This is a genomic window from Methylobacterium sp. ME121 (assembly GCF_000974725.1).
GTDB classification, from domain to species: domain Bacteria; phylum Pseudomonadota; class Alphaproteobacteria; order Rhizobiales; family Beijerinckiaceae; genus Methylobacterium; species Methylobacterium radiotolerans.
Genome location: NZ_BBUX01000060.1, coordinates 20505 through 38367, shown reverse-complemented (window position 1 = coordinate 38367; position 17863 = coordinate 20505). Strand labels below are relative to the sequence as shown.

The 17863-nt window shown below is 72.9% G+C and carries 11 protein-coding genes and 1 pseudogene; 7 read left to right on the top strand and 5 right to left on the bottom strand.

Going from position 1 to position 17863, the window contains the following annotated elements; all coding sequences use genetic code 11:
- Positions 1–269: 269 nt before the first annotated feature.
- The 3 genes from ME121_RS25720 to ME121_RS25710 form a co-directional block, all read right to left on the bottom strand.
- Entirely contained in the window at positions 270–1946 is a 1677-nt protein-coding gene (locus ME121_RS25720) for a methyl-accepting chemotaxis protein (protein WP_029360883.1), read from the bottom strand.
- A gap of 494 nt (positions 1947–2440) precedes the next feature.
- On the bottom strand, positions 2441–5914 hold the full coding sequence (locus ME121_RS25715; protein WP_053622449.1) for a PAS domain S-box protein: 3474 nt from the start codon (positions 5912–5914) through the stop codon (positions 2441–2443).
- 199 nt (positions 5915–6113) lie between these two features.
- On the bottom strand, positions 6114–6659 hold the full coding sequence (locus tag ME121_RS25710; RefSeq protein ID WP_053622448.1) for a TetR/AcrR family transcriptional regulator: 546 nt from the start codon (positions 6657–6659) through the stop codon (positions 6114–6116).
- A 151-nt stretch (positions 6660–6810) separates the two neighbouring features.
- Between ME121_RS25710 and ME121_RS25705 the strand changes: the two genes are divergently transcribed.
- Positions 6811–7359, top strand: coding sequence for a sugar O-acetyltransferase (locus ME121_RS25705; RefSeq protein ID WP_041372302.1), 549 nt, complete (start codon positions 6811–6813; stop codon positions 7357–7359).
- Positions 7360–7677: 318 nt separating this feature from the next.
- Here the strand turns inward: ME121_RS25705 and ME121_RS25700 are convergent, their stop codons facing one another.
- Positions 7678–9426 carry an outer membrane beta-barrel protein gene (locus ME121_RS25700; RefSeq protein ID WP_408902612.1) on the bottom strand — a complete coding sequence of 583 codons (1749 nt, stop codon included), beginning with the start codon at positions 9424–9426 and terminating at the stop codon, positions 7678–7680.
- 550 nt (positions 9427–9976) lie between these two features.
- Here ME121_RS25700 and ME121_RS25695 point away from each other — a divergent pair.
- Both ME121_RS25695 and ME121_RS25690 read left to right on the top strand, forming a co-directional pair.
- Positions 9977–10255: a hypothetical protein gene (locus ME121_RS25695; protein WP_012318753.1), complete on the top strand. Its 279-nt coding sequence runs from the start codon at positions 9977–9979 to the stop codon at positions 10253–10255.
- A 175-nt stretch (positions 10256–10430) separates the two neighbouring features.
- On the top strand, positions 10431–10748 hold the full coding sequence (locus ME121_RS25690; protein ID WP_012318754.1) for a hypothetical protein: 318 nt from the start codon (positions 10431–10433) through the stop codon (positions 10746–10748).
- 52 nt (positions 10749–10800) lie between these two features.
- Here the strand turns inward: ME121_RS25690 and ME121_RS25685 are convergent, their stop codons facing one another.
- Positions 10801–13542 (bottom strand): MGH1-like glycoside hydrolase domain-containing protein, encoded by a 2742-nt coding sequence (locus tag ME121_RS25685; RefSeq protein WP_210383420.1) that lies wholly within the window; start codon positions 13540–13542, stop codon positions 10801–10803.
- A 352-nt stretch (positions 13543–13894) separates the two neighbouring features.
- On the opposite strand from ME121_RS25685, the gene ME121_RS25680 reads away from it, so the two are divergent.
- From ME121_RS25680 to ME121_RS25665, 4 genes and pseudogenes are all read left to right on the top strand, one after another.
- Positions 13895–15028: a branched-chain amino acid ABC transporter substrate-binding protein gene (locus ME121_RS25680; RefSeq protein WP_059409857.1), complete on the top strand. Its 1134-nt coding sequence runs from the start codon at positions 13895–13897 to the stop codon at positions 15026–15028.
- 121 nt (positions 15029–15149) lie between these two features.
- Positions 15150–16040, top strand: coding sequence for a LysR family transcriptional regulator (locus tag ME121_RS25675; protein ID WP_012318757.1), 891 nt, complete (start codon positions 15150–15152; stop codon positions 16038–16040).
- A gap of 136 nt (positions 16041–16176) precedes the next feature.
- A complete protein-coding gene (locus ME121_RS25670) occupies positions 16177–16941 on the top strand; it encodes an HpcH/HpaI aldolase family protein (protein ID WP_012318758.1) in 765 nt (254 codons plus the stop codon).
- Positions 16942–16965: 24 nt separating this feature from the next.
- A pseudogene (locus tag ME121_RS25665) lies at positions 16966–17854 on the top strand (2-hydroxy-3-oxopropionate reductase).
- Positions 17855–17863: the final 9 nt, after the last annotated feature.

Sequence of the window (17863 nt, the reverse complement as noted above, 5' to 3'; positions counted from 1 at the left end):
GCGTCGGGATGTTCATCTCCCCGGAGCGCGCGTGATCGGGTCCTGATCTCCGGAACGATCCGATCGGAGATGCCACTCCTCGTCGTCCCGGAGCGTCTTGGAGCGGAGGCGCGGCGCCACGCCGGGTCGATGCAGCGCTTGGCCCGGCACGGTCCGGCGGGCCGGACCGACGGCCGGGATCGTTGCTGCTGGCCGCCGCGCCCGCGGGAGACGAAAATTTCGGCGTGCAAAACCCCGGGCGCGGTCCCGCGCGGGGCCGCGCCCGCGGCTCAGGCGGCGCGCACCGTCGCGAGGAAGCGCCCGACCTCGGCGGCGAGGTGCTCGGACTGACGCGACAGCGCGGAGGCCGCGCCGAGCACCTGCCCCGCCGCCGCTCCCGTCTCCCCGGCGGCACCCGCCACGCGCGCGATCGTGCCGGTCACCGCCCCGGTCCCCTGCGCGGCCTCCCCGACGTTGCGCACGATCTCCTGGGTGGCCGCGCCCTGCTGCTCCACGGCGGCCGCGATCGAGGTCGCCACGGCGTCGATCTCGCGGATGCGCGCCGTGATCGCGCCGACCGCGCCGACCGCCTGCCCGGTCACGCCCTGAACCCGCGCGATCTGCCCCGAGATCTCCGCCGTCGCCCTGGCGGTCTGCTCGGCCAGGGCCTTCACCTCGGAGGCCACGACCGCGAAGCCGCGCCCGGCCGTGCCGGCACGGGCCGCCTCGATGGCGGCGTTGAGCGCGAGCAGGTTCGTCTGGCCGGCGATCGCGGCGATCAGCCCGGCGACGTCGCCGATCCGCGTCACGGCCGCGCTGAGCTCCTGCACTAGCGCGCCGGTCCGGTCGGCCTCGCCGACCGCCGCCTGGGCGAGGCCGGCCGAGCCCTGGACCTGCCGGCCGATCTCCTGCACCGAAGCGCCCAGTTCCTCGGCGGCCGCCGCGACCGTGCCGACGTTGGCGGCGGCTTCCTCGGCCGCCGCCGCGACCGTGCGGGACTGGATCGAGGTCTGGCCGGCCAAGCCCGACATGGAACCGGCGGTGGCCTGCAGCTCGGTGGCCGCGGCCGAGACCTGCCCGATGATGCCCCCGACCGCGGCCTCGAAACCGTCCGCCATCTGGCGCATGCCGTCACGGCGCTGCGCCTCGGCCGAGGCGCGGGCCCGCGCCGTCTCCGCCTCGAGCTGCCGGGTGCGGATCAGGTTGTCCTTGAACACCTGCACGGCGGCGGCCATCCGGCCGATCTCCTCGGTGCCGCCGGTGCGGGGCACCGCCCGCTCGAGGTCTCCCCCGGCGAGGCCGTCCATCGTGTCGGTCAGCGCCCGGATCGGGCGGGCGACGCCCCGGCCGATCAGCGTCGCCAGGCCGGCGATCACCAGCGCGGCGAGGGCGGCGCCGGCGAGGAGGCGTTGGAGGGCCGGGCGCACCTGATCGGCGGTGTCGTCCGCGTAGATCCCGGTCCCGATGATCCAGCCCCAGGGCGCGAAACCCTTCACGTAGGAGATCTTGGGCACGGGCCGGTCGAGGCCCGGTTTCGGCCAGCTATAGGCGACGAACCCCGCCCCCGCCCGGCGAACCTGCTCCACCATCGCGACGAAGAGGTGCTTGCCGGCCGGATCGGTGAGGCCGCCGACATCCTGACCGATCAGCGCGTCCTTCGGATGCAGCAGCATCCGCGGCTGCATGTCCTGGATCCAGAAATACTCGCTGCCGGCGTAGTGCAGGCCGCGGATCTCCGCGATCGCGGCGGCCTGGGCGGCCGCGCGGCTCATCCGCCCCGCCCGCTCCTCGCCCTCGAAGTAGGCCAGCGCCCCGTGCGCCGCCTCGACGAGGTTGCGGGTCTGCAGCGCGCGCGCGTCGCCGATCACCCGGGACAGGTCCCAGGCCGCCAGCCCGATCAGCACCGCCATGCCGAGCAGGGCCATCGCGGTGATCAACTGGAGACGGGTGCCGATGCGCAGGGTCATGGGAATCCGGGCGTCGCGGCGCAGGGCCGCCGCGTCCGACGCGGGGTGCATGCGCGAGAGGGGGAGAGCTTCGTGGAGGCTATAAGCGGCAGGCCGGAACGCAGTTCGGTCGGCGAAGGCGGCTTATGTCATCACAGGTAATAAGAAGTTATGTCCGAATAGATTGGAATATGGCGCTAATAGTATGCGTATATATGGCTGATGCTGATTGAGGTTGTGTTCCAGGTCCCGGCCTGACGGACGGCCCGGCGGACGGCCATCGGCATCACCGACGCCGTCGGTTCCCGTTCCCGGTCCGGTCCGGTCGTGGAATCGTCCCGATCGAGGTCGTCGGAGGGGCGGGACAGGCGCCCGGCCCGGATCGGCGACGGTCATCCTCGAGCCGTCCTCGAGCCGTCCTCGGCCCGGTCGCCGCACGACCGGGAGCGGCTCTCGCGGGCCGCCGAAGAGGGCGTGGTGCGCGCCGCGGGGGCGAGCGGGTTCAGGTCGTCCGCTCAGGCCGCGCGCAGCACCGCGATCTCGTCGATCGTCGCGGCCGCCTGGGCCCGGAGCGTGGACAGCAGCGCGGTGACGTCGTCGCCCGCGCGGCAGGCCGTCTCGAAGGCCCGGCAGGTCGCGGCCAGATCCACGAAGCCGATCATGCTGGCCGCCGACACCATGGCGTGCGCGTCACCCATCAGCCGCGTCCGGTCGCCGTCGGGCGCCGCCGGCCCGAACCGCTCGGCGAGTTCCTTCGCCAGCATCGCCAGGAGATCGCCCATCCGCGCCCGGCCGACCATCGCGGTCATCTCGTCCAGGGTGGCGCGGTCGATCGTGCCCCCGCGGCGCGGCGGCTCCGCGCGGGGCCCCGCCCAGCGGTCGATCGCGGCGAGCAGCGCGTCCGCGCGGAACGGCTTGCCGATATGGTCGTCGAGCCCGGCGGCGCGCAGCTCGGCCACCTGCTGCGGCAGGACGTTCGCCGTCATCGCGAGGATCGGCAGGCGGCCGGCGGCGCCGCCCAGGGCGCGGATCCTCCGGGTCGCCGCGATGCCGTCCATCACGGGCATCTGCACGTCCATCAGCACGAGGTCGTAGGACCGCGCCTGGACGGCCGCTACCGCGGCGACCCCGTCGGCCACCACGTCCACCGCGTGCCCGGCGCGCTCCAGGATTATCCGGGCGAGGTCCTGGTTGAGCGGCACGTCCTCGGCCAGGAGCAGGCGGCGGCCGGTCGCGCGGGCGATCGCCGAGGCCGGCGCGGTCTCGCGGGCCGGCGGGAAGGCGGCGGGCAGGTCGGCTTCGAACCAGAAGGTCGAGCCGTGACCGACCGTGCTCGCGACGCCGATCGTCCCGCCCATCAGCGTGACGAGGGATTTCGAGATGGCGAGCCCCAGCCCGGTGCCGCCGTACTCGCGGCTGATCGAGCCGTCGACCTGCGAGAAGCGCCGGAACAGGCGGTCGCACTTGTCGGTCGGGATGCCGATGCCGGTGTCGCGGACCGCGAAGCGCAGCCGCGTCCCGCCGGTCGCGCTGGCGGCGTCCGGGCTGACCCGGACCGACAGGTCGATGCCGCCCGAGGCGGTGAACTTCATGGCGTTGTTGAGCAGGTTGAGCAGGATCTGCCGGAGGCGGTCCTCGTCGCCCTCGATCCAGTCGGGCAGGCCCGGGCCGAGGGCGACCGTGAGGGCGAGCCCCTTGCGCTCCGCCGAGGGGCGCACGATCGACACCGCGTTGTCGATCAGCGCCTCCAGGGCGAAGGGCCGGGGCACGATCTCGATCTGGCCGGCCTCGACCTTCGAGAAGTCGAGGACGTCGTTGACCACCGTCAGGAGCGCGGCCCCGGCGGTGCGGATCCGGTCGGCGTTCCGGCGCGCCGCCGGGCCGAGATCCGTCCCGTCGAGGAGCAGGTCGGCGTAGCCGATCACCCCGTTGAGCGGCGTGCGGATCTCGTGGCTCATGGCGGCGAGGAACTCGCTCTTGGCCGCGCTCGCCCGCTCCGCCTGCAGGCACGCGGCGTCGGCCGCCGCCTTGGCGTCGAGGAGCGCCGCCTCGGCGGCCTTGCGGGCGGTGACGTCGATGTTGAGGCCGATCATCCGCCGCGCCTGCCCGGGCGCGCCGCGCCCGACGCCGTTGATCCAGCGCACGCCCCCGTCCGGGGTGGGGACGCGGAACTCGATCGAGAAGGTCTCCCCCGCGGCCGCGGCCGCCGCGGCGATCTCCATCGCGCGCTCCCCGTCGCCGCGGTCGATCAGCGCGAGCCAGTCCCGGGTGTCGAGGACGTGGTTCCGGTCGGTCTCGATGCCGTGGAGGCGCGCGCTCTCGGGGGACCACTCGATCCGGCCGCTGTCGAGGTCGAGGTGCCACGTTCCGGCATGCGCGGCCTGCTGGGCGAGGTGCAGCAGGCTGCTGGCAGCCTCCACCTCGCGCCGGGCGGTGACGATCTCGTCGATGTCCAGGGCGGTGCCGAGCATGCCCACCATGGTCTCGCCCTGCCAGATCGGCAGGAGCACGATCTTGTGCCAGCGGTAGGGGCCGTCGTGCCGCTGCAGGCGGCCCTCGACCTCGTAGGGCGCGCGGCGGGTGGGGGCCTCCGACCAGAGCCGCTCCATCCGCTCCGCGTCGTCGGGATGGGTCCGGGCGATCCGGGCGGCGCGCGTCGGTCCGATCGGGCCGTAGTAATCCTCGAAGCGCCGGTTGACGTAGGAGGCGTCGCCGGTCTCGATGCTGGCGATCCAGACGAGCTGCGGCAGCGCGTCCGCCAGGGCCCGGTAGCGGGCCTCGCTCAGGCGCAGGGCGTCCTCCGCGGCCTTGCGGGCGCTCACGTCGCGCAGGGTCGCGACGTAGCCGTCCGGGGCGCCGGTCGCCCGGTCGTGGGTCAGGCTGAACGAGATCTCCAGCCAGACCCAGTGCCCGTCCCGGTGCCGGTAGCGCTGGGAGGTCAGGGCGCGGGACGCGCGGCCGCCGGTGAGGTCGTCGAGCACGCGGCGGTACGCGCCGACCTCGTCGGGGTGGACGAAGTCGAGGGGGTGGGTGCCGATCAGGTCCTGCGGGTCGTAGCCCAGGACGGCGCGCACCGCCGGCGAGACGTAGCGGCGGCGGGCGGTCAGGTCGGACCAGATGATGATGTCGGTGGCGTTCTCGGCCAGCAGCCGGTAGCGGCGCTCGCTCTCCTCCAGCGCCCGCTCGGCGATCCGGTTCTGCGTCACGTCGCCGAAGGTCAGGACGGTGCCGCCGTCCGGCAGGGCCGCGCACCGGACTTCCAGGATCAGCCCGCTGGGCAGGCGCCAGTCGAACAGCGGCGGCAGCGGGCCCCGCCCGCGCCCGGCCGTCGCGAAGCCCGGATCGGACCCGGCCTCCGCGAAGTCGCCGCGGGCCCGCTGGTAGGCGTGGATGTCCGGGAGGGCGACGCCCGGCCGCAGGATGTCGTCCGGCAGGTCGAGGAGGTCCGCGGCGCTCCGGTTGAACGCGCGCACCCGCCGGCCGGCATCGAGGACGACGAGGCCCTGCTCCATGCTGTCCAGCGTGCCGCGCAGGATCATGTCGGTCTCGCGCGCCCGCCGCTCCGACTGGACGAGGTCGGTCACATCGAGGATGAGGCCGTGCAGGGCCACGAGCGCGCCGTCGGGCCCGGACTCGGGCAGCCCCTGGATGATCGCGTCCAGCACGGTCCCGTCCGGGCGGACGACGCGGGCCCGCGCCTGGTAGGGGATGGCCGGCCGGCTCCCCTCCAGGATCCCCTCGAGCCGCGCGACCAGGGCGGCGCGGTCGTCCGGATGATAGCAGGCGACGTGCTCGGCGAGCGGCAGGTCGCACGCGCCGGGCGTCCCGAGCAGCCGCGCGAGATTCGCCGACCGGGTCACCCGGCGGGTGCGCGGATCGAGGCGCCACTGCCCGAAGCCGGGGGCCCCGTCCCAGGGGGCAGGCTCGCCCGCGGCCTGAGGCCGAGCGGGATCCGGCGGCGCGGCCGGGCGGGTCGCGTCAGTCTGCATCGGCGCTTGCGGATCCCTGCCACCGACGCGGACCGCGCCCGGACGCGCCGGCGGCGCGCATATCGGCACGAACCTGCTCGTGCGATGGTTGCGGATTCCTTGCCGGCACCGTGCGGCATTCGGCGCCTGTCACCCCGCGATCACGATCGCTTGAGGGCCCGGCGCGCCGGAGCGTGTCGCGGCGCGGACGGGAGCAGACCTACCGCACCAGCCGCTCGACGATCGCCCGCACCTGCGCGCGATCCGCCGGCTGCGGGTCGACCGAGCGATGGATCGTCAGGCCCTCGATCATCGCGTCGAGGGCCTTGGCGGCCTCCGGCGCGAAGTGCCGCCCCAGGGCCGCGCGGCTCTTGGCCATCCAGTCCTGCATCACCCGGCGCAGCGGCGGGTTCCGGGCCGCGAAGGCGTAGAGCTCGTAGCTCAGCAGCATCGTGCGCGGGCTCGCCCAGATGTCGCTCACGATCAGGTCGACCACGGCCTCGCAGGCCTCGTCGACGGTCGCGGCCGCGGCGAGCCGGTCGGCGAACCGCGCCGAGACCGTGTCGGCCAGCCCGGTGAACGCTTCCGTCAGCAGCGCGTCGAGGCTGTCGAAATGGTAGGTCATGGAGCCGAGCGGCACGTCGGCCGCCGCCGCGACCCGGCGGTGGGTCGTGCCGGCGACGCCGTGCTCGGCGACGACGTCGAGGGTCGCCCGGACGATGCGCGCCCGGCGATCCGGGTCGAAACGGCGCTGGGCGGCGGGCAAGCAGACCTCCTCGGATCCGGTTCAGGGCAGCCGGGCCGTGACGCGCGCGGCCTCGATGTGTACATCTGTACGCATAGCTGGGGCCCGCGGTGTCGGGCCGGAGGCGGACCGACGCGGCCGGAGGGAGGTTCTCACCGTGACGACAGAGATCATGAAGACCCAGAAGCAGAAGATGCTGGCCGGCGAGCTGTACTGCGCCGACGACCCGGAGCTGGCCGCCGACAACCGGCGCATCTCGGAATGGATGGACCGGTATAACGCCACGCAGACGCGGAGCCAGCCCGAGCGGCAGGCACTCCTGGAGGAGGCCTTCGCGCGCGTCGGTCCGGGCTGCAACATCCGGCCGCCGTTCCACTGCGACTACGGCTACAACATCAGCCTGGGCCGCGGCGTGTTCCTGAACTTCGGGTGCGCGATCCTCGACGTGATGTCGGTCACGATCGGCGACCTGACGCAGATCGGCACGGCCGTGCAGATCCTGACACCCGATCATCCGCGCGACCCGGCGCAGCGGCGGCAGATGCTGGAATTCGCCCGCCCGGTGGTGATCGGCGCCAATGTCTGGATCGGCAGCGGCGCGATCATCCTCCCCGGGGTCACGATCGGCGACGACGCGATCGTCGGGGCGGGCAGCGTGGTCACGCGCGACGTCCCGGCCGGCGTCACCGTGGTGGGGAACCCGGCGCGGCCGCGGCCCTGAGGGGATGAGGGGGCGCGGGGCGCGCGCTGCGTGGGGGAGCGGTCCGGCCGCGTCGGCCCTCCGCCGAGCCTGCCGGAGCTCCCGTCCGGGCCGGAGCTCCCGTCCGGGCCGGACCTGCCGGGGACGCCGACGACCGGTCGCGGCCGGTTCACACGGCCGCGCGGCCAAGCTGAGCGGCCCCGCGGCGTCGCTGCCGCGGGCCGGGTGGGGCCGATGCCGGGATCGCGGCACCGGGATCGCGGCACCGGGATCGAACGGCCGGCGCGGCCCGTCCCCTGACCGGCCGCGCCGGCGTTCGGGCGCGGGGTGGCGGCTGGATCAGTCCTTGCGGATCGGGGCCGCCGGAGCGCCTGTCTCGCCGAAGCCGAAATCGGCCAGCCGGTAGGAGAGCTGCGCGAACCCGCCGTAGCGACCGGTCTCGAACTTCATCGGGCTGGGCGGCGAGAACGGGAAGGCCGTCGTGTGCGCCTTGTCGGCCTGAAGCTGCCAGTAGCGGCCGCCGACGCCGACGCTGACGGACGGCGTCAGGTCGTACGAGATGATCCCCTCCAGGAAGTAGCCGTCGCCGCGGCCGCCTTCCGGCCCCGGGTTGATGTCGGGCCGCAGCCAGTGCCGGTCGACGCCGCTCAGGCTCACGACCGGCAGGTAGGCGCCTTCCAGGCTCAGCCGGACCCGGTCGAACCGCGCTTCGCCGATCACGCCGACGCGCAGCGCGTTCCACTGCATGCTCTCGCCCAGCGTCTTCATGCTGGTCGGGTAGGGTCTGGCGCAGGGAGTCCCGCCCGCCACCTGACGGCAGCCGTAGCCGTTATACAGTTCGGACGCGAACTGGTAGCCGAGGAAGCCGCCGAGCTTGTACCCATCCCGGCGCAGCACGTCGTAGCCGAGATCGATCACGCCGTAGCCGATGTCGCCGTCCTTGATCGGCGACAGCGTCTTCGAGTAGCGGCGCAGGGCGGGCGGGAAGTCCTCGTCGGCGAGGCGGCCGCCGGTGACGCCGCCCGAGCCGAGGAAGCCCTTGGCGAACAGGCCGGTGGGGTTGTGCTCGAGCCGGGCGAAGCTCTCGCCGGCATGGGCCTGGGCGTTGGCGTAGGTCAGGCGGGAGTTGAGCTGGCCCGGCGCGTCGGGGGCGCCGAGCTTCTCGCGCGGGGTCCCGGCGCTGAAGAAGTAGCGCAGGCCGCCCTCGAAATCCCAGGTCGCCGGGCCGGCCAGCGCGACCGGCGGCAGGTCGGGCAGCCCGGCTCCGAACCGGTAATTGAGGCCGACGCGGGCCAGGAAGCCGTCCGTCGCGACGCGCGAGCCGGCGTGGTAGCCGGTCAGCACGGGGTACGACGGAGCCGGGAGGACCGCCCGGGAGCCGAGATCGTAGTAGAGACCCTCGACCTTGGCGGAGAGGTGCTCGCTGAAGGCGTGCTCGATGCCGGCGCCGGCCACGTAGCCCAGGCGCACCGCGCCCTGGCGCCCGTCGAACAGCGGGAAACCGGCCAGCGACAGGTTGTTGTCGGTCCGGACCGTGCCCGCGGCGAGGCCGCCCGTGGCGTAGACGAGGGTGCGATCGACGGCGAAGCCGATCCTGCCGCGCAGGGTGGCGAGCTCGTCCAGCCTCTGGCCGGAATGGGCGACGCTGCGGCGATAGAAGCCGCCGCCCGCGGCCGGAAAGGCGCCTTCGCGGCGATCGTAGCCCCACAGCCGGGTGAATTGGTAATCCGCGGCGGCGCCGGCGACGAAGCCGGAATTCACCTGCCAATCGTAGCCGACCTCGGCGCCGCCGACGAAGCTCCCGTCCGAGGCCCGCTTCGATGGAATGACCGGGCAGTTCCGGGCTCCGGGCTGCCCGTCCGGACCTGTGCAGACGAACTGCGTGGCCCGATCGAGGGTCCCGTAACCGGCGAACAGGCCGGCATGCGCTCCGGTCCAGGAGAAGATCGGCACGGCCGTCGCCGCCGGCGGAAGGGCCCTCCGCGGGAGGTCCGCCGCCATCGCGGTCTGCGACAGCAGGCACAGGAGAAGTCCGGAACTCGAGATGCGATACATGTAGTGTCCCCCGCCGCGCGTCGTCGAAGGCATGAGCGTCAAGGTCTCTTCGTCGGTAAGGATTCGGATGCCGAAGTGGAGCTTCTGCTGATCTCGCGCGGTTCGCATAATGCGTTCTTATGACTAGGTCATGATGTCTCGATTCTGAAGCGCGAAGTTTTGATCTGTCTCATCAAATTTCACTCGATCCGCAATCGTCGATGCGAGAAGTGTATTTTATCGATGTCGTGTATCTTCGATACTTAGTACGTTGAGGGTGTATTGGAGTCATTGTCAGCGGAGATGTTGCTCTGATCTTCGGTCGCGCCGCGGCTTGGTTCCGTTCGCTTTTGCGGCCGGGTGATGCGTTCGTGCATCACCTGCGCCCTGCCCGGTCCAATCCAGGGCGGCCACGGGGCCGGGCCGCCGGCCCGACGCGAAGCCCGTCGCGACACCGCTCCGGCGCGTTCGTGGCGGGGCGGCCCGGTCCGGGGAACCATCCGGGCAGCCCGAGCCTTCCTGGGCGGGATTGCGGGCGGACCCGGCCGCGAGTCCCCTGGAAACGCCCGCCCGTCTTGCCGGGCGGCGAGAGAGGAAACCTCACGTGCGTTCAACGATCATTGCCGCCGCCCTGCTGGCGGCCCTCGGCTCCGCCGTCGCGATCCCGGCCTCCGCCGCGCCGATCGGACCCGGCACGGGCGTGTCGGCGCCCGCCGGCATGGTCTCGACGGTCCAGATGGATCCCGTCGAGCGCCACATGATGCGCCGTCGCATGGAGCGCCGGATGATGCGCCACCGGATGGAGCGCCACATGATGCATCGGGAGATGCGCCGCGAGATGCGCCACCGCGAGATGCGTCGCGAGATGATGCGTCGCATGTGACGCGCATCCGCGCCGGGGCGGCGTCCGACCCGGCGCGGGCCGGGGCAGCGCCGCGAGGCGGGCTTCCCGCATCGCGGGGGCTGAGCTCGATTTGGCCGGGGGTGCCACGTCCGAGGCGATCGAACCATCCGCGCCCCGACGCGTTTCTGGCCACCGACAAGGGAGGATTGGTACGATGAAGGCGATTCTGGCAGCGGCCGCGGTGAGCCTCGGCATTCTGGGCGTGGTCGGCCCGGTCTCCGCGCAGCCGCGCCCCGACTACGACGATTACGGCGGGCGCGGTTACCGCGACCGCGGCGATTACGATTACCGGGACCGCGGCTACCGCGACCGGGACGATTACCGCGGCCGCGCCAATTACGGGTTCGACGAGCGCGAGTACCTGCGCTGCAACCCGGATGTCCGGCGCGCCGTGGCCAACGGCCAGATGGAATCGGGGGCTGCCCATTACCGGGTGTTCGGGCGCCGCGAGGGCCGGCGGCTGAGCTGCTGACCGGCTTCTGACCGGCTGCTGGCCGGATCGGCCGGTTCCAGACCGGGCGCGCCTACCGGGCGCGCGCCCGGTCGCGCAGCAGGTTGATGATCAGGGCCGTCCAGCCGGTCTGGTGCGCGGCGCCGAGGCCCCGCCCCGTATCCCCGTCGAAGAACTCGTGGAACAGCAGCGGCTCCTCGGCGCCCGGTGCCGGGGCGATCGGCGGACGGGTGCCGAAGGCCGGCCGGCGGCCTGTTTCGTCCTTGGCGAACAGGGCGATCAGGCGATCCTCCAGGGCGTCCGCGATGGCGCTGAGCGTCAGCATCGCGCCCGAGCCCGTCGGGTACTCCACCCGGAAGTCGTCGCCGTAATAGGTGTGGAAGCGCCGCAGCGCCTCGACGATGAGGAAGTTCATCGGCATCCAGACCGGGCCGCGCCAGTTCGAGTTGCCGCCGAACATGTTCGAGGTGGAATCGGCCGGGTCGTACCGGACTGTGAAGGAGGCGCCGAGCTCGTTGAGCACGTAGGGCGCGTCGCGGTGCACCTTCGACAGGGAGCGCACGCCGTAGGGCGAGAGGAACTCGGCCTCGTCGAGCATCCGGCGCAGCAGCGCCTTCATCCGGTGGCCGCGCAGCAGCGACAGCAGCTTGCGGTCCTTCACGCCGCCCTCGGTCCAGCGGGAGACCAGCCGGGCGAGGTGGGGCCGGTTCTCCAGCACCCAGTTCAGGCGCCGGGCGAAGTCCGGCAGCCGGTGGAGCACCGAGGGCTCGATCACCTCGACGGCGAAGAGCGGGACCAGCCCGACCATGGAGCGGACCCGCAACGGCAGCATCCCGCCGCCGGGTATGTCGACCTCGTCGTAGTAGAACTCGTCGATCTCGTCCCACAGGCCGAACCCGCCGCCCTCCCCGCCGCCCTCCCCGCCCCCTGACCCGCCCCCTGACCCGCCCATGTCGGTCATGGCCTCGGCGATGAGCAGGAAGTGCTCGAAGAACTTGGAGGCGGTGCTCTCGTAGACGTCGTTGTGGAGGGCGAGCTCCAGGGCGATGCGCATCATGTTGAGCGCGTACATCGCCATCCAGGCGGTGCCGTCGGCCTGGTGCACCACCCCGAAGCCCGGGGGCGGGCGCGAGCGGTCGAACACGCCGACATTGTCGAGCCCCAGGAAGCCGCCCTGGAAGACGTTGCGCCCCTGCGCGTCCTTGCGGTTCACCCACCAGGAGAAGTTGATCAGGAGCTTGTGGAACACGCCTTCCAGGAAGGCGAGGTCGCCCCGCCCGCCCCGCCGGTCCCGGTCGATCTCGAACACCCGGTAGGTGGCCCAGGCGTGGACCGGCGGGTTGGCGTCGCCGAACTCCCACTCGTAGGCCGGGAGCTGGCCGTTCGGGTGCATGTACCATTCGCGGGTCAGCAGCAGGAGCTGCTTCTTGGCGAAGTCCGGGTCCAGCAGGGCGAGCGGCAGGCAGTGGAAGGCGAGGTCCCAGGCGGCGAACCAGGGATATTCCCAGGTGTCGGGCATCGACAGCACGTCGGCCGCCGCGAAGTGGCGCCACTGGCCGTTGCGGCCGCCCGCGCGCGCCCGGGGCGGCGGCGGCTGGAGCGGGTCGCCCTCCAGCCAGCGCCGCACGTCGTAGCAGTAGAGCTGCTTCGACCAGATCAGGCCGGCGGCGGCCTGGCGGAAGATCGCGCGGGACTCCGGGCTCGCGATGCCGTCCTGCAATTCCTCGTAGAACGCGTCGGCCTCGGCGACCCGGCGGCGGACCAGGGAGCCGTCGTCGACGGCCCGGGCGCGCAGGCCCGCCGACAGCCGCAGGCGGACCCGGGCGGTCTCCCCGGGCGCCAGCCGCAGCGCGTAGTGCAGGCCGAGCTTGGTGCCCGCGTCCCGGCGCACCGCAGCGGGATCGCCGTCGACGATCGCCGCGTGGAGCCCGTCCTTGAACGGCCCGGGGGCGTCCGGCTGCCCGCCGTGCCGCCGCAGGTTGGTGTCGTTCTCGCAGAACAGGAGGTCCGGCGCCCCGTCGAAGGCGAGCCGGTACGGCCCGAGCCGGTCGTGGGTGCAGATCGCGCCCCCGTTGGGCGCGCGGGCGATCCGCGGGCGCGCCTGCCCGGCCGGCCCCGCCTGCCACGACCACGTGTTGCGGAACCAGAGCTGCGGGACGAGGTGGAGGTCGGCGGGCTCGGGCCCCCGGTTCAGCGCGGTGATCACCGCGTGGACGTCGTCGGCGTCGGCCTTGGCGTACTCCACGGTGACGTCGAAGAACCGGTCCCCGTCGAAGACGCCCGTCTCCTCGATCTCGTACTCGGGCTGCTCCCGCCCGCGCCGCCCGTTCTCGGCGACGAGGTCCGCGTAGGGAAAGGCCGCCTGCGGGTAGCGGTAGAGCATCTTCAGGTAGGCGTGGCTCGGGACCGCGTCGAGGTAGTGGTAGACCTCCTTCACGTCCTCGCCGTGGTTGCCCTCCTGGTTGGTCAGGCCGAACAGCCGCTCCTTGAGGATGCGGTCGCGCCCGTTCCAGAGGGCGAGGGAAAGGCAGAGGCCGCCGCGCTCGTCGCAGATCCCCGCCAGCCCGTCCTCGCCCCAGCGATAGGCGCGCGAGCGGGCGTCCTCGTGCGTCAGGGCGGCCCAGGCGTTGCCGCAGGGGCTGTAATCCTCCCGCACGGTCCCCCATTGCCGCTCGCTGAGGTAGGGACCCCAGAGCGACCACGCCCGCTCGCCCCGGCCCTGCTCGGCGATCCGGCGGCGCTCGGCCCAGTCCACCGACGCGTCCCGACCCTCGCCCCGATTCCCGTCCCGATCCTCGTCCGCGCGCGGCCCCATCAGCCGCGTCCCGGACGCGGGCTCGGTCGGCTGGGGCTGGGGGCGCGGCGGGGACAGGAGGCGGCCATCGGTCACGGCGGGTTGCTGCGGATGCGCCGGCCCGATGCATCATTGACGCCAGCCCGGCCCGGCCTGCCGCGCGGCCGCCACACAGCTCCGCGAGGGCGAGCCCTCCGGCCCCGCGGCCCGCCCGTCCCCGGGCCGTCCCGGCCCGCCCCGAAACCTTGACCCCGGTGAAGGTGAGCGACAGGATCGCGCCGGCTGGTCTGCGAATCGACGCGCGGCGATCCGCGTTGATCTGTCCGAATTCAGCGTTCGTCGGCGATCTGTCCGGCCACATCTTGGGGGAAAGATGACGCGATTACTGATGGCCGGCCTGGCCGGGCTGCTGTTCATGACCGCGGCGCGAGGTCAGGAGGGCGGCGCGCCGGTGAAGATCGGCGTCGCCGCGCCCATGACCGGGCCGAACGCCGCCTTCGGCGCCCAGATCCGGAACGGCGTGAGCCAGGCGGTCGAGGACCTGAACAGGGCCGGGACGCTGAAGGGCACGACGCTGACCGTCACGGTCGGCGACGACGCCTCCGACCCGAAGCAGGGCGTCTCGGTGGCCAACAAGTTCGCCAGCGACGGCGTGAAGATGGTCGTCGGCGACTACAACTCGGGCGTCTCGATCCCGGCCTCCGACGTCTACCTCGACGCCGGCATCATCCAGGTCACGCCGGCCTCCACGAGCGTGAAGTTCACCGAGCGCGGCATGTGGAACACGTTCCGCACCTGCAGCCGCGACGACCAGCAGGGCGCGGTGGCGGGCAGCTACCTGGCCGCGCACTTCCCGGGCAAGAAGATCGCCTTCGTCCACGACAAGACCCCCTACGGCAAGGGTCTGGCCGACGAGACGCTGAAGACCTTTCGGGCCAAGGGCGGCAAGGAGGTGCTGTTCGAGGGCATCAATCCGGGCGAGAAGGATTACGCGGCCCTCGTCTCCAAGCTGAAGTCCGCCAACGTCGACGTCGTCTATTTCGGCGGCGTGCACACCGAGGCCGGGCTGATCATCCGGCAGATGCGCGACCAGGGCCTGACCGCCCGCATGATGAGCGGCGACGCCATCCCCGACAAGGAGTTCGTCCAGATCGCCGGCCCGGGCGCGGCCGGGACTCTGATGACCTTCGCGCCGGACGCCCGCAAGAACCCGAACGCCAGGGGCGTGGTGGCGGCGTTCAACGCCCGGGGCATCGATCCCGAGGCCTACACGCTCTACGCCTACGCGGCCGTGCAGGTCCTGGCGAAGGCGATGGCCGAGACGGGCTCCAGCGACGGCCGGGCGCTCGCGGACTGGCTGCACCAGGGCAAGCCGGTGGACACGGTGGTCGGGCCGATCGCCTACGACAGGAAGGGCGACCTGACCCGGCCCGACTACGTGATCTACGAGTGGACGAAGGGCCCGGACGGCCGGATCGACTACGCCGGGCACGAAGTGGCGCCGTAGGCCGGGCGGGCCGGGCCGGCCGCCGCCTCACCTAATTGGATGAGGGCGGCTGCCTGAACATGGCGGCCGCGCAGGGCTTATGCTTCCCCCGACTGCGCCGCCATCCGCAGAGGGAGCCTTCATGTTCGACTTCAGCCAGCTCCGGTGCTTCGCCGCCGTGGCGGAGGAGCTGCATTTCGGGCGTGCGGCCGCCCGGCTGAACATGACGCAGCCGCCGCTGTCGCGGCAGATCCAGGTTCTGGAGCGCGTCCTCGACGTGCAGCTCCTGGAGCGCACCAGCCGCACCGTCCGGCTGACCGCCGCCGGCCGCAGCTTCCTGCCCGAGGCCCAGCGCATCCTGCGGCTCGCCGAGACCGCGACCCACGTCACCCGGCAGGTGGCGGCGGGGCGGGCGGGCGTCCTCAAGTTCGGCTTCACGGCCGCCTCGGCCTACGACTTCCTGCCGCGCCTCGTCACCGCGTTCCGGCGGGCGCTGCCGGACGTGACCCTCGCGCTGCGCGAGATGGTCAGCAAGGACCAGATCGAGGAGCTGCTCGCCGGCCGGATCGACGCCGCGCTGGTGCGCCCGCCGGTGACGCACCCGGACCTGATCGCCGTCCGGGCGCTGGCCGAGCCCCTGGTGGTGGCCCTGCCGGCCGGGAACCCCCTGGCCCTGCGCGACGGGCTCACCCCCGCCGATCTCGGGCGCGAGCCGCTCATCGGCTACGCGCCCAACGAGGCGCGCTACTTCCACGACCTCGTCCTGGGCCTGCTCGCCGAGGCCGAGATCCGGCCCCCTATGGTCCAGCAGCTGACGCAGATCCACTCGATCCTGGCCCTGGTCCGGGCGTCGCTCGGCATCGCCCTGGTGCCGGCCGCCGCCGAGCGCCTGCGCTTCGAGGGCGTGGTGTTCCGGCCCCTCGCCCTGCCGGCGCCGCGCCCGGTGGAGCTCCTCCTCGCGTGGCGGCGCGACGCGGACGACCCGCTCATCGCCCAGCTGGTCTCGATCGTGGCCGAGATGCCACCCGCGTGAGCCGGCGCGGCCGATCGATGCTCGATCCGCATCGATCGATCCAGTGTTTGGCTTTGACCTCGCGGCGGAAGGCTGCGCGTGATGGGGCGGACGGCGCGCAGACGCCGCGACGCGCCCGCGCGCAGGGAGGATCGTGATGGACAGCCTCACCAACCGCTTCAAGGCGGCCCTCGCCGAGGGGCGCCAGCAGATCGGCCTGTGGTGCAGCCTCGCCAGTCCCATCTCCACCGAGGTGGTCGCCGGGGCCGGGTTCGACTGGCTGCTCCTCGACATGGAGCACTCGGCCAACGACCTCCGGGACATCTACGCCCAGCTCCAGGCGATGATGGAGGGCGACACGCACCCGATGGTGCGGGTGCCGAGCGACGACCCGATCACCATCAAGCGGATCCTCGACGCCGGCGCGCAGTCGCTGATGATCCCCAACATCGACGACGCCGCGCAGGCCGCCCGGGTGGTCGCGGCGACGCGCTACGCGCCCCGCGGCATCCGCGGCTTCTCGCAGGCGCCCCGCGCCGCCCGGTTCGGCCGGATCAAGGACTACCACACCCGCTGCGAGGCCGAGCTCTTCGTGGCGGTGCAGGTCGAGTCCCGCCGCGCCCTCGACAATCTGGACGCGATCGCCGCCGTGGAGGGCGTCGACGGCGTGTTCATCGGGCCCGGCGACCTCTCCACAAGCCTCGGCTACGTCGGCCAGCAGGGCCACCCGGAGGTGGTCGCCACCATCGAGGCGGCGGTCGCCCGGATCGTCCGGGCCGGCAAGCAGGCCGGCATCCTCACGCCGAGCGAGGAGCTGGCCCGCCGCTACATCGCGGCCGGCACCCGCTTCACCGCGGTGGGCTCCGACATGGGGCTCCTCGCCCGCAACGCCGAGGCGCTCGCCGCCCGCTTCCGCGCCTGAGCTCCGCAACCGGGATCGATCCCCATGAACATCGGATTCATCGGCCTCGGCATCATGGGCGCGCCCATGGCCGGACACCTGATCGCCGCGGGCCACAGCCTGTTCCTCAAGTCCCGGCGCGGCGTGCCCGAGGCCCTGCTCGCGGCGGGCGGCACCGCCTGCGCCACCGCAGCCGAGGTGGCCGAGCGCGCCGACACGATCATCCTGATGCTGCCCGACACCCCGGACGTGGAGCAGGTCCTGTTCGGCGCGGACGGGGTCGCCGGGGGGGCTCAGCCCGGGCAAGACCGTGATCGACATGAGCTCGATCGCGCCGCTGGCCACCAAGGATTTCGCCGCCCGGATCGCCGAGCGGGGTGGCGCCTATCTCGACGCGCCGGTCTCCGGCGGCGAGGTCGGGGCCAAGAACGCCGCGCTCTCGATCATGGTCGGCGGCGAGGCCGAGACCTTCGCGCGCGCCGAGCCCCTGTTCGCCGCCATGGGCAAGACGGTCACGCATGTCGGCCCGGTCGGGTCCGGGCAGGTCGCCAAGGTCGCCAACCAGATCATCGTCGCCCTGACCATCGAGGCGGTGGCCGAGGGGCTGCTCTTCGCCTCGAAGGCCGGCGCCGACCCCGCCAAGGTGCGGCAGGCGATCACCGGCGGGCTGGCCACCTCGCGGATCCTGGAGCTGCACGGCGCGCGGATGATCGAGCGGACCTTCGATCCCGGCTTCCGCATCGGCCTGCACCAGAAGGACCTGAACCTCGCCCTGGACAACGCCCGGACGCTCGGCCTCAGCCTGCCCGCCACGGCGCTGGCGCAGCAGCTGTTCTCGGCCTGCGTGGCGCAGGGCGGCGCGGCCTGGGACCACTCCGCCCTGGTGAAGGCCCTGGAGGCCCTGGCGAACCACGCGGTCGGCGACGCCGCCTGATCCCGACAG